The organism is Providencia sp. LY12 (genome assembly GCF_057621555.1).
The window spans coordinates 2,280,973-2,295,566 of sequence record NZ_CM172594.1; the positions used below are offsets into that span (position 1 = coordinate 2,280,973).

The window sequence follows — 14,594 nt, forward strand, 5'->3', positions numbered from 1 at the left end:
CCCATTTTTTATTAAACTTTATTCTACTAAATCCAACTGCAAATGATGCTTCTTAATATAGAGACGCAGATTATTGCGAATATAGTCACTCTTATCTAATGGGTATTTTTCCCACGCCGCTACAATATAGGGTTCCACCCCGTCAGCAAGTTCAGGCGAACGCGCGACAGCTTGGATCGCGGTTAATGCAACCTCACTCTTATCCGCAATCATATATTCAAAGTAATTAGCGACCTTTTGACTAAAATTCACATCATGGGAAGCTGCATATAACGCACTGACGGCAATCTGACTATCAGCATGACTAAATAAGTGTTGGAAATCTTCCACTTTGACCGTTTGCAACTCCTTAAGGATATACCCCGAAAAGCTCACTGTATCTACATGTTCGCACTGTGCTAATTTAGCTAAAATAGCCGCTTGATACTTCGCTAAATCCGCTTTTTGATACCAATAAATCAGCTGCAATCCACGAGTGACTTGTTCAGGATCTTGGCTCTCAAGCGCTTGAGATAAATAATCAGCTGAAGCGGCAACGGAATATTTTGCTAATACTTCCAGTGACTTCACATGGTAAACGTTGAGTGCTTCGTTATCTAATATACGAGTGAGTTGCTCAATGCCCTTTTCCGATAATGACGGTAACTTTTTCAGTCCTTCTAGTGCCGCCAGCTTCGTTTTTTCATTATCGTCATGATGAAATAAGTTGAATAACGTGGTTTCATTGCCACCCATTCGATGCCCAAACCAGCCTGTATCGTATTGCTGAATAATTTCATCCAGCCAGCGCTCATACCAATCTAAAAAATGGCGTTCATAAACAAACTGATACGGTGTTGGTGAATCGCACCATTCGTGGGTATAAACAAGACGCCCGGCATGTTCGCCCGTCACCACCAGCAGAATGTCATACGTACAGCCGCAAGTACCAAGGTAAAACAGCCCTTGGTGGATCACGCTTTCCCGTGAATCATACTCTTCATCACTGCAGTCTTCCGCTAAGTGGCTGAGTGTTTGCCACTCTTTATCGCTCATGGTTGGGCTAAGCACGCAAGGTAATGCCACCGCATCATAGCGATTTTCACTGTCTTCAAAACGTTCTATACCGTAATAAGGGCCTGCGCCACCATTACCTAACTGCGTCATAAACTGTACATATTCTTGGGGTAAATTCACCCCAATTCGGCGCTGCCACTGCGCTATCTGTGCCATATCCAAAGGAGGGTTAAGCTGATAATGGTGGCTGTCCGCTCCGAACAACTCTTCATCGCTGTCCATTTGCTTAGCAAGGGGGAGTTTTTGTTGTATACGTTGAATTTGGTCATCCGCATAACGCTGATTGATGTCTTGCCATATTTGATAAATTTGTTGCGAGTGATCACTCATTAACGGTTACTGTCCTATCAAGTTTTAATTATTTATTTTTAGCCTTTAATATCATTGCCTTTAATATCATAGCTAACTGATTATTTTAAGTAGCAATTGGGTTTGAATTCTCTGAAAATTGTTTCCCATAAAAAAGGCTCCGCTTTATAAATGATAAAGGGAGCCTTAATACAACAATAAAACGCAAATCTTACCAATTACAGTGGATCAATTTTCAAACAAGATACTGCGTGCTTGAAACTTCCTTCGAGTAATGGGCGGGTTTTGGCGCATTCTGCATCAGCACTTGGGCAGCGTGTTCTGAATACACAGCCTGAAGGCGGATTAATGGGCGATGGCAATTCCCCTTCAAGAAGCTCAATTTGCTTATTTTTTTCCTTATCTGGATCCGGTACTGGCACCGCAGACATCAATGCGCGCGTATAAGGGTGCAGCGGGTTGTTATACACTTCATCATAAGTCCCCAGCTCCACTGCATGTCCTAAATACATCACTAATACGCGATCAGAAATGTGTTTTACCACCGCAAGATCGTGGGCAATAAAGATTAAGGAAAGTTTCATTTCCCGCTGAAGTTCTTGCAGTAAGTTCACCACTTGCGCTTGAATGGAGACGTCTAGCGCAGACACTGGCTCATCACAAATCACCAATTTCGGCTCTAAAATCAACGCCCGTGCAATCCCTATACGCTGACATTGACCACCGGAGAATTCATGAGGATAGCGGTTGATCAGGTTCGGCAATAAGCCAACTCGCATCATCATTTTCTTCACTTTTTCAGTGATTTCTTTTTGTGGCATCTTCGGATGATAAGTTTTCAGCGGCTCTGCAATAATATCTCCAATCGTCATCCGTGGGTTTAAGGATGCCAGTGGATCTTGGAAAATCATTTGGATATCGCTACGCACATTACGCCACTGCTTGTCGTTCATGGTGAGCAAGTTTTGCCCTAACCATGTCACCGTGCCGCTAGTGGATTTCACTAAACCAATTAATGCACGCGCAAATGTGGATTTACCGCAGCCAGATTCTCCCACCACGCCCAAGGTTTCCCCTTCGTATAAACGCAGGGTTACTCCATCGACGGCTTTTAAGCTTTTATCCGGCTGCCAGAACCATTGCTGTTTATCTCTAATGGAAAAATGCACTTTTAAGTCATTGACTTCCAGCAGCACCTGCCTATTTTCTTGGCTCATACTAATTCCTCCACAGGCTTAAAGCAGGCACGTAAACGAGATTGTGCAAAACTGGATAATTGAGGCTCTTGCTCTACACAGTGTTGGTTTGCATATTGGCAACGCGGCGAGAACGGACACCCTTTTGGTAAGCGTAATAAGTTTGGCGGATTGCCTGGAATGGTGGCTAAGTTATCGTCATCACCATCTAAGCGTGGCACTGCCGCTAATAAACCCAAAGAATATGGATGAGATGGCTGATAGAAAATATCTCGTGCGCTGCCATACTCCATCGTGCGCCCCGCGTACATCACGAGTACCTTGTCACACACACCGGCGACAACCCCTAAGTCATGGGTAATTAAGATGATCGCGGTATCAAATTCCTGCTTCAGTTCATTCAGCAATGTCATGATCTGCGCCTGCACCGTGACGTCCAATGCGGTTGTCGGTTCATCGGCGATCAGCAATTTTGGTTGGCACAGTAGCGCCATCGCAATCATCACACGCTGGCGCATACCACCAGAAAACTCATGCGGATACATATTCATACGTTTACGGGCTTCCGGCATTTTTACCGCATCCAGCATGCGTACAGATTCTTCAAAAGCCTCTTTCTTACTCATCCCTTTGTGCAGCATCAATACTTCAGATAACTGCGTACCAATTTTCAAATATGGATTTAAGGAGGTCATGGGGTCTTGGAAGATCATAGAGATTTCTTCCGCACGCATGCGGTTAAGCTCTTTCTCTTTGAGGTTTAAAATCTCACGGCCATTAAACATGGCGGAACCACCTACCCGGCCATTTTTTGCCAGCAATCCCATCAAAGCAAAGGCAGTTTGGGATTTACCCGAACCAGATTCCCCCACAATGCCCAGAGTTTCCCCTGCACTCAATTCAAAATTAAGTTTATTCACCGCCGTCACATCCCCATCTTGGGTGGCGAATGTGACGTTTAAATCCTGTACCGATAATAAAGGGCTTTTGCGTGTTGAATGTTCCATAAATTAGCCCCTTAGCGATCTTTCGGATCGAGGGCATCACGTAAGCCATCGCCGATAAAGTTAAAACAGAACAGCGTGATAACTAAGAACCCAGCAGGGATCAGCAGTAACCACGGCGTGACTTCCATAGAGTTAGCGCCATCACTGAGTAAAGCACCCCAGCTACTAAGTGGCTCTTGCGTTCCTAAGCCAAGGAAGCTTAAGAATGACTCAAACAGGATCATACTTGGGACTAATAATGATGCGTAAACCACCACCACCCCCAGTACGTTAGGGACGATATGACGCAAGATAATGTGACGCGTGCTGACACCACAAACTAATGCCGCTTCAATAAACTCTTTGCGTTTTAATCCTAATGTTTGTCCACGCACGATACGCGCCATATCCAGCCACGACACCATCCCAATGGCGACAAATATCAGCAGGATGTTGGTACCGAATAACGTCACTAACAAAATAACGAAAAACATGAACGGGAAGGAGTTTAAAATCTCCAGTAAGCGCATCATGATAGAGTCAACTTTACCGCCCACATAACCTGCCAGTGAGCCATATAAGGTTCCGACCACCACCGCGACTAATGCCGCCGCTACGCCGACCATTAAGGAAATTCGTCCACCAATTGCCACGCGCACAAGTAAATCACGCCCTGAAGCATCGGTTCCAAAATAGTGTCCCGTCGCCCAATCAGGTGGCGTCGACATCATTTCCCAGTCGGTATCATCATATAAAAACGGCGATAACATCGGGGCAAAAATCACAAACAGCGTGATAAAAAATAGCACGCATAGGCTAACAATTGCCGCACGGTTATGCATAAAGCGTCGTCTTGCATCTTGCCAAAGACTGCGCCCTTCAATATCCAGTTGCTCAGAAAAATTTTCCAGAGCTTCACTATTTTTGTTGTTTAATAACATAGTGTTTCTCCGGTCTTAGTAACGAATTTTCGGGTCGATGACGGCGTACAGCACATCGACAATGGCGTTAAAGGCAATGGTCAATACCCCAACTAAAATCGTTAAGCTGAGCACTAACGAGTAATCACGGTTCAGTGCGCCATTAACGAACAACTGCCCAATTCCCGGTAAGCCGAAAATGGTCTCAATCACCATAGAGCCCGTGATGATCCCCACAAATGCAGGTCCCATATAAGAGAGCACTGGCAGTAATGCTGGCTTTAACGCATGGCGGAAAATAATGGTGCGTAGCGGTAACCCTTTGGCGCGCGCAGTACGAATAAAGTTTGAGTGCATGATCTCAATCATTGAACCACGGGTAATACGCGAAATACTGGCGATATACGCCAAAGAGAGTGCCACCATCGGTAAAATCATGTGCGTGACGTTACCACCATCCCAACCTCCACCGGGGAGCCATTTCAAGTGAATGGCAAAAATCAGCACCAAAAGTGGTGCCACAACAAAGCTTGGGATGACAACCCCCGTCATGGCAAATCCCATGACTGTAAAGTCCCATTTGGTATTTTGATTTAATGCGGCAATCACCCCCGCAGTAACACCAAATAACACGGCAACCACAAAGGCGGTGGCGCCTAATTTTGCAGACACGGGAAAGGCTTTCGCAACTAAGTCGTTGACACTGTAGTCTTTATATTTGAAAGAAGGACCGAAATCCCCTTGAGAAAGTTGGAATAAGTAGTTGAAATACTGCTTATACATAGGGTCATTAAGGTGATACTTCGCCTCAATATTGGCCATAACTTCGGGTGGAAGTTTACGTTCGCCGGTAAACGGGCTACCCGGCGCGAGTCTCATCATAAAAAATGAGATGGTGATAAGAATCAGTAAAGTCGGAATTGCTTCAAGCAAACGACGCAAAATAAATTTAAACATTGCCCTTTCCTACTTCTATTGCCATTTAGGCTAATGGCTGGCTCACAAGGAGCCAGCCTGTTGTGATTAGTGTTTGATGATATACAGATCTTTAGTATGTAAGTTATCTAATGGATCTTTACCCGTATATCCACCCACATATGGCTTCACTAAGCGGGTGTTCACATAGTAGTAGAGAGGCACGATACCAGAATCTTTATCTAACAGTTTTTCGGCTTGCTGATACAGCTCAGCACGCTCTTCATCCGTTTTCACCTGAAGTGTTTTCTTCATGGTGGCATCGAAATCTTTGTTTTTATAATGCACGGTATTGTTACTGCTATAAGAAAGCAGCATGTTTAAGAAGGATGACGGTTCGTTATAATCCGCACACCAGCCCGCACGCGCTACGTCATAGTTACCTTGGTGGCGGCTATCTAAGAAGGTTTTCCACTCTTGGTTTTCCAGTTTCACATCAGCACCAATATTTTTCTTCCACATGGACGATGCGGCGATAGCGATACGCTTATGTAAATCTGACGTGTTATACAATAAGTTGAATTTCAGTGGATTTGATTTGTTATAACCCGCTTCTTCCAGCAGTTGTTTGGCTTTTTCGTTACGCTGCTCTTGAGTCATGTTCGCATACCAGTCTGGTTTTTCTGTTTTCATGCCACTGGTAAACGGTGGTGTGAAGCCATAAGCTGGAATATCACCTTGCGCTTTCACTTTGTAAGTAATGACATCTCTGTCCATTGAAAGCTTTAACGCTTCACGAACACGCGGATCATTAAACGGCGGTTTTTCGTTATTAATTTCGTAATAATAGATACAGAGATACGGATTTACACGCAGCTCTTTTGGCATATTTTCTTGCAGTGACTTGAATTGTTCGATTGGTAAATTGCTATAGGTCATATCAATTTCACCACTGCGGTAACGGTTAACATCTGTTACTTCAGAGGAAATAGGCAGGAAAGTCACTTGATCAATCACGGTGTTTGCGTTATCCCAATAAGTTGGGCTACGTTCTAAAACAATACGTTCGTTAACCGTCCAATCTTTTAATTTATAAGCACCATTACCCACAAAATTAGCTGGTTGAGTCCACTTAGCACCATATTTTTCGATTGTTTTTTTATTCACTGGTGACATCGAGGAGTGTGCCAATAATTTTGGAATATAAGGGACGGCTTCACTCAAGCTAATCACTAAAGTTTTATCATCCAGCGCTTTAATGCCCAGCTCTTCTGGTTTTTTCTTACCGGCAATAACATCATCAATATTGTTGATATGTGCATACTGCAAATAACTCGCGTATGGGGATGCGGTATCAGGATCTGCGAGTCGGCGCCAGCTATAAACAAAGTCTTCCGCCGTGACAGGGTCACCATTTGACCACTTGGCGCCATCGCGAATTTTAAACGTCCACTCGGTGAAATCTTTATTTTCCCAGCTTGTAGCAGAGCCCGGTAAAATTTCACCATCAGGGCCAACAATCGTAATCCCTTCAAAAAGGTCTCTCGCTAGAGCTGACTCAGGAACACCTTCAATTTTATGCGGATCAAGGGATTGAGGTTCAGAACCATTGTTGCGAACCATATTTTGTTTTTCAGCCAGTTCGACACCTGCTGGAACCACTGCACCATAACTTGTCGCCATCGTCCCTGCCATTAACCCAGCAGCAACGCTTAAAGCAACAAATGTCTTATTCAGTAATTTGCTCATTATTTTGGTTACTCCCATACTATTGTTTTGGTTGTGTTGTTGATGCATCTGCTTACTGAATCAGTAAGCAATTATTTTGTTTATTACAAAATTATTAATTAGTAGAATTAATATATAACCGCTTAATATCCATATGATCAAGAGGGTCTTCACCTTTAAATCCTCCGATTGTGGGTTTGATCATCCTTGCACTCACACGGTAATACACGGGAACTAGCGCAGATTCCTTATCCAGCAGGGTTTCCGCCTGTTGGTAAATCTGTTGACGAGCTTGGTCATTCGGAGCCGTTAAAGCCTCTAATAGCAGTTGGTCATAGGCTTTATTTTTATAGGCCGCCGTATTGTTGCTGTTTTCTGATAGTAATGAATTCAAGAATGCAGAAGGTTCATTGTAATCGGCACACCATGTTGCTCTTGCAACCTGATAATTCCCTTCATGGCGATTTTGCAGTGTGGTTTTCCACTCTTGGTTTTGCAGTGTTACCTCTGCGCCAATATTTTTCTGCCACATGGATGCCGCTACAATCGCCTGCTGTTTATTTTGGTCTGAGGTGTTATATAGCAAGGTAAACTTGAGCGGATTTTTGGCGTTATACCCAGCCTCCGCGAGCAACTCTTTCGCACGCTGATAACGCTGTTCTGGCGTGAGCTTTGCCCATTCTGGCACTGCAAAATTACCATTATGGATAAACGTTGGCGTAAAACCGTAAGCCACCGTCTGTCCTTGATCGATAATTTTATTAGTGATGGTTTCTCGGTCTAAACCTAACTTAATGGCTTCGCGTACTCGAGGATCCGTGAATGGGGCTTTTTGATTATTAATTTCATAATAAAACGTACACAAAAACGGACGAACATACAGTTCGTTCGGCTTCTCTGCTTTCATCTTTTTGAACAGTGTTGGAGGAATAGCCGAATTACTAATATCAATTTCCCCACTGCGATAGCGATTGTTATCACTGACTTCAGAGGTAATCGCTAAGAATGTCGCTTGATCAATCTGCGTTTTTGCGTCATTCCAATATAACGGATTACGCTTGATGATAATCCGCTCGTTGACCGTCCACTCATCCAAAACATAAGCGCCATTGCCCACAAAGGAACCCGGTTGAGTCCATTTATCGCCGTACTTTTCAATAGCTTTACGGTTAACGGGTTTCATTGATGTGTGGGAAAGCATATCGATAAAATACGGGACGGGATGGCTTAGCGTGACTTGCAAATGTTTGTCATCAAGGGCTTTAACGCCCAATGATTCTTTAGGTTTTTGACCTTTTAAAATAGCGTCTGCATTTTCTATATAAGCATTTTGTAAATAACTGGAATAAGGCGAACCAGTTTTAGGATCCGCTAAACGCTGCCAACTATATACAAAATCCTCTGCAACAACGGGAGTGCCATCACTCCACTTGGCATCATCTCGTAGGGTAAATGTCCATACGGTGTAATTTTCATTTTGCCAATGGGTTGCCATACCAGGAACCGCCACACCATTAATATTGTCATAAACCAGCCCTTCCAATAAATTTAAAATAATATTGCCTTCAGGTACCCCTTCGACTTTATGAGGATCGAGTGAAGTCACTTCTGAACCGTTATTGACCACTATTTTATTTATGGATGTTGTATTTAATGGGGATTTATCGGGGGTTGATGAGGCTTGAGCAGAAATTGTTAATGAGAAAATGAGACAGGAAAGTAAACTGTGCTTGGTAGTAAGTTTCATCGTTGCGCCTTCTCCATTTCATAGTTGCGGTTTTACAGTTAACGTTTCAACGTATGTTGAACGACGTTTAGTTCGCCTACACATTGTTGATTTACTACTGCTCTAGTCACTGTTTCTTAAGCTGTTTTCTAATTTAACCACCAAAAGCTTTCCTTAACGGTGCAATTTCGCTCAGAAAGCTTATAAAAAAAAGTTATAAAAAATTACATTTATTTAACATTTAAAGTTGGAGAGCCTATTAAAAAGGGGTTACACACTTCCTCAATCTTTAAATACTCAAATAAAAACAATTAGATAATAAAAAACCTTAAGTTACTCTTAAAATTTTCATCAACATTAATCCAAACATATCATTAACAATCTCTAATGAGAATAGTGAATAAATTTACGCAGCTCACATTTCCTTACTTTTTATGCCTGATTTTGCAAAAAGTGCGACACATAATCACATTCCAAATTTATCGCGTAGAGGAATTATTTTGATTGTAAAGGACGGTTTGATTGCGCAGAAAAAACCAAAATAATTGAGTGAGTATTTTGAATTCGAAAGAAATAATAGAATGGTGGGAAAGGCGGATGAGAATAGCCGCCTCGTAAGACGGCTAAATAATGCTCAAACTATAAAAGTCCTGGAAATATGGCTTTAACGCCCGTTACAGCGATTTCGATACCTAATGACATAAGTAGCAGGCCCATGATACGGGTGACAACGTTGATCCCCGTTTGCCCTAAGTAACGAACCAGTAAAGATGCAGAGCGGAACAACAGCCAGCAGCAAAAAGCAAACAAAATACTGGTTAACGCTAAACCAATAAAGTTCTGCCAGCCTGTCCAACGTGATGACCAGACAATGCACGAACTGATTGCACCAGGCCCCGCCATTAACGGAAGCGCTAACGGCACCACCCCAATGCTATCGCGCACTGCGGTTTCCGTTTTTTCTTGTTTGTTCTGTTTGTCCTCACCAATTTTACCGCTGATCATTGATAGCGCGATGGTGACAATCAGAATTCCCCCCGCGATGCGGAATGAGTCAATTGAAATACCAAACAGCTGTAATATCGAGTCCCCCACCAGCAACGATGTACAAAGAATAATTGCGACTGATGAGTTGGCTATCGTATTAGTTCTATTGCGGCTCGCAACGGTTTGATAGTTTGTCATACTAATAAACACAGGCAGGATACCAACCGGGTTTACCAACGCAAATAGACCAATAAAAAATTTAATATAGCCTGATAAATCAAGTAATGTTGCGCTCACCCATTAATACCCTCATAAAATTCTTAAACAAGAAACGCTTACCTGAACTAATTTTATCACTGAAATCGCTAAAATCCTTAGTTAAAGAACAATTTTGTGCATCTTAGTAGAATTATTTATTGCAGATTATCTTAATGACAAAAAAAGGATGATTTATTCACCTCTTTTTAGCGATAAATTAATCATTTTTTTGCAAATCAATGAATCCCATAAAAACGGCATGCTGAATGGAGTCAGCTTGCATATTTTGTGATTTAGATCACTTTATTAAATTCCCTTTTTGTTAATCTAGTCTCAACTGATAAACGCGGTAATCAATCAGTTAATTTTTACTTTTTGAGCTATTTATCTGAGATTTATAAGCCAATTAGCATGGGCGGAAAGCATTATTATTAAGTTTATCTATACTGTTGTTTTGGGTGGTCGTTTTAGATGTTCTAGTCACAACAGCTTTTTTTAGATGCTTTGCTCATTGGCTTAAAAATTTTAACTTTATCAGGAGTAATCTATATGTCCGTAACAAACGTTACTGAACTCAATGAACTTGTTGCTCGTGTCAAAAAAGCTCAACGTGAATTCGCCAGCTTCTCTCAAGAGAAAGTGGATCGTATTTTCCGCGCCGCTGCTCTTGCTGCTGCTGATGCACGAATTCCATTAGCAAAACTCGCAGTTGAAGAGTCAGGCATGGGGATTGTTGAAGATAAAGTGATTAAAAACCACTTCGCTTCTGAGTATATCTACAACGCATATAAAGACGAGAAAACCTGTGGTGTTCTATCTGAAGACCCAACTTTTGGTACCATCACCATTGCTGAGCCGATTGGTATTATCTGCGGTATCGTTCCAACCACTAACCCAACCTCTACTGCAATTTTTAAATCATTAATTAGTTTAAAAACCCGTAACGCTATTATTTTCTCTCCACACCCACGCGCTAAAATTGCGACTAACCGTGCTGCTGAGATTGTATTGAACGCGGCCATTGAAGCTGGCGCACCAAAAGATATTATTGGCTGGATTGACTCCCCATCTGTTGAGCTGTCCAATGCACTGATGCACCACCCTGACATTAACCTGATCTTAGCGACAGGTGGCCCAGGCATGGTGAAAGCGGCTTACAGTTCCGGTAAACCTGCGATTGGTGTGGGTGCAGGTAACACGCCAGTTGTTATCGATGAAACCGCAGACATCAAACGTGCCGTTGCCTCTATCTTAATGTCAAAAACATTTGATAACGGTGTGATTTGCGCCTCTGAACAATCTGTTGTGGTGGTTGATGCGGTTTATGATCAAGTCCGTGAACGTTTTGCTACTCATGGTGGTTATCTGCTGCAAGGTAAAGAGCTCAAAGCGGTACAAAATATTATTTTGAAAGATGGCAACTTAAATGCGGCTATCGTAGGTCAACCTGCATTTAAAATTGCAGAAATGGCGGGTGTTGTCGTTCCTGAAACCACTAAGATCCTAATTGGCGAAGTCAAACTTGTTGATGAGTCAGAGCCATTCGCTCATGAAAAACTGTCCCCACTCTTAGCAATGTATCGCGCTAAAAACTTTGAAGATGCGGTAGAGAAAGCTGAACAGTTAGTGGAAATGGGCGGTATCGGTCACACCTCTTGTCTCTATACTGACCAAGACAACCAACATGACCGAGTCAGCTATTTTGGCGAAAAAATGAAAACGGCGCGTATTTTGATTAATACCCCTGCGTCTCAAGGCGGTATCGGTGACCTGTATAACTTTAAACTGGCACCGTCTTTAACCTTGGGTTGTGGTTCCTGGGGTGGTAACTCCATCTCTGAAAACGTGGGACCAAAACATTTAATCAATAAGAAAACCGTGGCAAAAAGAGCTGAAAATATGTTGTGGCATAAACTTCCTAGTTCAATCTATTTCCGCCGTGGATGTCTTCCAATCGCTTTAGAAGAGATAGCCACTGATGGTGCAAAACGCGTCTTTATCGTGACCGATAGCTACTTATTTAATAATGGTTATGTTGATGAAATTGTAGATGTTCTGAAAAAACACCATATTGAAACCGATGTTTTCTTTGAAGTCGAAGCTGACCCAACATTATCCGTTGTGCGTAAAGGTGCAGCTCAAATGCAAGCCTTCCAACCGGATGTGATCATCGCTTTAGGTGGTGGTTCCCCAATGGATGCTGCGAAAATTATGTGGGTGATGTACGAACATCCAGAAACACACTTCGAAGAATTAGCATTACGTTTTATGGATATCCGTAAACGTATTCACAAATTCCCGAAAATGGGTGTGAAAGCAAAACTGGTCGCTATCACTACCACTTCAGGTACAGGTTCAGAAGTGACGCCATTTGCTGTTGTGACGGATGATAAAACAGGTCAAAAATACCCATTAGCGGACTACGCATTAACACCAAATATGGCGATTGTTGATGCTAACCTCGTGATGAACATGCCTAAATCCTTAACCGCATTTGGTGGTTTGGATGCAGTGACTCACGCATTAGAATCTTATGTTTCTGTTCTGGCAAATGAGTTCTCTGATGGTCAAGCACTCAAAGCACTGACCCTGTTAAAAGATTATCTGCCAGCAAGCTACCACGAAGGAGCAAAAAACCCAGTAGCAAGAGAGCGTGTTCATAATGCGGCAACATTAGCCGGTATTGCTTTTGCTAACGCCTTCTTAGGGGTTTGTCACTCAATGGCGCATAAACTGGGATCGGAATTCCATATTCCACACGGTTTAGCAAACGCCCTATTGATTTGTAACGTAATTCGTTTCAACGCAAATGATAACCCAACTAAGCAAACAGCATTCAGCCAATATGACCGCCCTCAAGCACGCCGCCAATACGCTGAGATTGCAGACCACTTAGGATTAACCAAAGCAGGCGACCGTACTGGTGCGAAGATTGAACGCTTACTGGCTTGGTTAGAAGAGATGAAAGCGGATTTAGGCATTCCTAAGTCTATCCGTGAAGCTGGCGTTGCCGAAGCGGACTTCTTAGCTCACTTAGATAAACTGTCTGAAGATGCATTTGATGACCAATGTACTGGCGCTAACCCACGTTATCCGCTGATATCTGAAATTAAACAACTGTTACTGGATTCTTACTACGGTCGTGAATTTACTGAAAAAAGTGCAGAGCCAGCAGCACCAAAAGCTGAAAAGAAAAGCAGTAAAAAATAGTTAACTCGTTGATGGCTTAGCCATTAATACATAAAAAAGGCTTCAAAAGATTTAGGATTTTCCTAACGCTTTTGGAGCCTTTCTCGTTATTTCGTCATAATACTTTATACTTATCTTAGGTGTCCATCTGGAAAAATATGCGTTCCGCAAATTGATGCTTTCCAATCGACAATGATTTTTCCTTTATTGTGGATTAATAAGCTGATATGAAAAAACTGGCTGGCGTTACCTACATACTTTTATTCATAGTAAGCTTTTTTGCTTACAGTGCTGACTTGCGTTTGGAACAAACTCGATTAATCCTAAATAGCACTAAATCCAATGCTACATTTACCATTGTGAATGATGATTTGAACCCCTATCTAATTCAGACCTCTGTAACTGAACAACTTGAAGGTGCCAAATCCCTTTATTTTGCTGTGACACCACCACTGTTCAGATTAGATGCAAATAGTAAGTTTAGTGCTCATGTATTATTAAAAAATGAAAGGGAATTACCCGTAGATAGAGAATCTCTGTTCTTTTTAAATACACGGGCTATTCCCGCCCAAAAGCATCCTAATGAACAGAAAAATGATGCCAAACGCTCGTTTGTGACGAATATCGTGATTAAAGTCTTTTACCGCCCTAATCAACTGGCAGTGCCTAATAATGCAGTATTTCAGCAAGTGACTCTAAAAAAACAGGGAAAACAATGGGTGTTTAATAACCCTACCCCCTATTATCTCACGGTGGTAAACCTCAAATATAACCAGCAAAACTATAGGAAAAGCCTAATCCTCACGCCATTTAGTGATACTGAAATCACTGGTCTACAAGGTCATATTTCCCAAGCTAGTTGGCAGATGATTAATGATTTTGGTGGTCTCTCTGACATTATTATTTATCCGTCAGTTAAGAGTAAATAAGTCAATAATTCCCATTTGATTGGTGCGCTTTTCTCTATTTTTGTTTTTATTGACGATGTTGGGGTTTCCTGCAATCACACTCGCCATTGATGATAGTTTGAAGTTTTCATTACAACGACCGTTTTTAAATGCTGAAATGCTAAATTTCATTACGCCCTACAGTTTCGAGTAAATTTGCATTTTTTGATTATATGATATGTGCCAAAGTGTGAAATTAAACTGGCATAAAAAGAAAGCCCCATGTTAAAAACATGAGGCTTATCAAATCTCACTCAATCCGGTTTTATTCTATGAACGCTGAAACTTTATCTGCCATGCATCCCTTTTAAGAACTAGCGAGCTGAGTATTTTATTAATTCATTTACTTTATTTGACAAAAATATCTTAATAATCTG

At 42.0% G+C, this 14,594-nt stretch carries 10 protein-coding genes; 2 read left to right on the forward strand and 8 right to left on the reverse strand.

Annotation, left to right across the window (positions count from 1 at the left end):
• Window positions 1-18 precede the first annotated feature (18 nt).
• The 8 genes from ACY3ZI_RS10785 to ACY3ZI_RS10820 all read right to left on the reverse strand — a co-directional run bounded on the left by ACY3ZI_RS10785 (window position 19) and on the right by ACY3ZI_RS10820 (window position 10,120).
• On the reverse strand, window positions 19-1,386 hold the full coding sequence (locus ACY3ZI_RS10785; protein WP_487375150.1) for an SMI1/KNR4 family protein: 1,368 nt from the start codon (window positions 1,384-1,386) through the stop codon (window positions 19-21).
• A 197-nt stretch (window positions 1,387-1,583) separates the two neighbouring features.
• Window positions 1,584-2,582, reverse strand: a complete 999-nt coding sequence (gene oppF, locus ACY3ZI_RS10790) for a murein tripeptide/oligopeptide ABC transporter ATP binding protein OppF (RefSeq protein WP_154603727.1) — start codon at window positions 2,580-2,582, stop codon at window positions 1,584-1,586.
• The gene (oppD, locus tag ACY3ZI_RS10795; protein WP_036956515.1) at window positions 2,579-3,568 is read right to left on the reverse strand and encodes an ABC transporter ATP-binding protein; all 990 of its coding nucleotides are present in this window, start codon (window positions 3,566-3,568) and stop codon (window positions 2,579-2,581) included. The genes oppF and oppD overlap by 4 nt, the downstream gene beginning before the upstream one ends.
• Before the next feature lie 11 nt (window positions 3,569-3,579).
• Complete coding sequence (gene oppC / locus ACY3ZI_RS10800; RefSeq protein WP_154603725.1) at window positions 3,580-4,488, reverse strand: oligopeptide ABC transporter permease OppC; 909 nt, start codon at window positions 4,486-4,488, stop codon at window positions 3,580-3,582.
• Window positions 4,489-4,503: 15 nt separating this feature from the next.
• The gene (gene oppB, locus ACY3ZI_RS10805) at window positions 4,504-5,424 is read right to left on the reverse strand and encodes an oligopeptide ABC transporter permease OppB (protein WP_154603724.1); all 921 of its coding nucleotides are present in this window, start codon (window positions 5,422-5,424) and stop codon (window positions 4,504-4,506) included.
• Between the two features lie 66 nt (window positions 5,425-5,490).
• Complete coding sequence (gene oppA / locus ACY3ZI_RS10810) at window positions 5,491-7,077, reverse strand: oligopeptide ABC transporter substrate-binding protein OppA (RefSeq protein WP_487377525.1); 1,587 nt, start codon at window positions 7,075-7,077, stop codon at window positions 5,491-5,493.
• Between the two features lie 148 nt (window positions 7,078-7,225).
• Window positions 7,226-8,857, reverse strand: coding sequence for an ABC transporter substrate-binding protein (locus tag ACY3ZI_RS10815; protein ID WP_211885714.1), 1,632 nt, complete (start codon window positions 8,855-8,857; stop codon window positions 7,226-7,228).
• 618 nt (window positions 8,858-9,475) lie between these two features.
• Entirely contained in the window at window positions 9,476-10,120 is a 645-nt protein-coding gene (locus ACY3ZI_RS10820; RefSeq protein ID WP_036956506.1) for a YchE family NAAT transporter, read from the reverse strand.
• A gap of 510 nt (window positions 10,121-10,630) precedes the next feature.
• On the opposite strand from ACY3ZI_RS10820, the gene adhE reads away from it, so the two are divergent.
• Complete coding sequence (gene adhE, locus ACY3ZI_RS10825) at window positions 10,631-13,291, forward strand: bifunctional acetaldehyde-CoA/alcohol dehydrogenase (protein ID WP_211885716.1); 2,661 nt, start codon at window positions 10,631-10,633, stop codon at window positions 13,289-13,291.
• A 206-nt stretch (window positions 13,292-13,497) separates the two neighbouring features.
• The gene (locus ACY3ZI_RS10830; protein WP_487375151.1) at window positions 13,498-14,199 is read left to right on the forward strand and encodes a fimbrial biogenesis chaperone; all 702 of its coding nucleotides are present in this window, start codon (window positions 13,498-13,500) and stop codon (window positions 14,197-14,199) included.
• The last annotated feature ends 395 nt before the right edge of the window (window positions 14,200-14,594 follow it).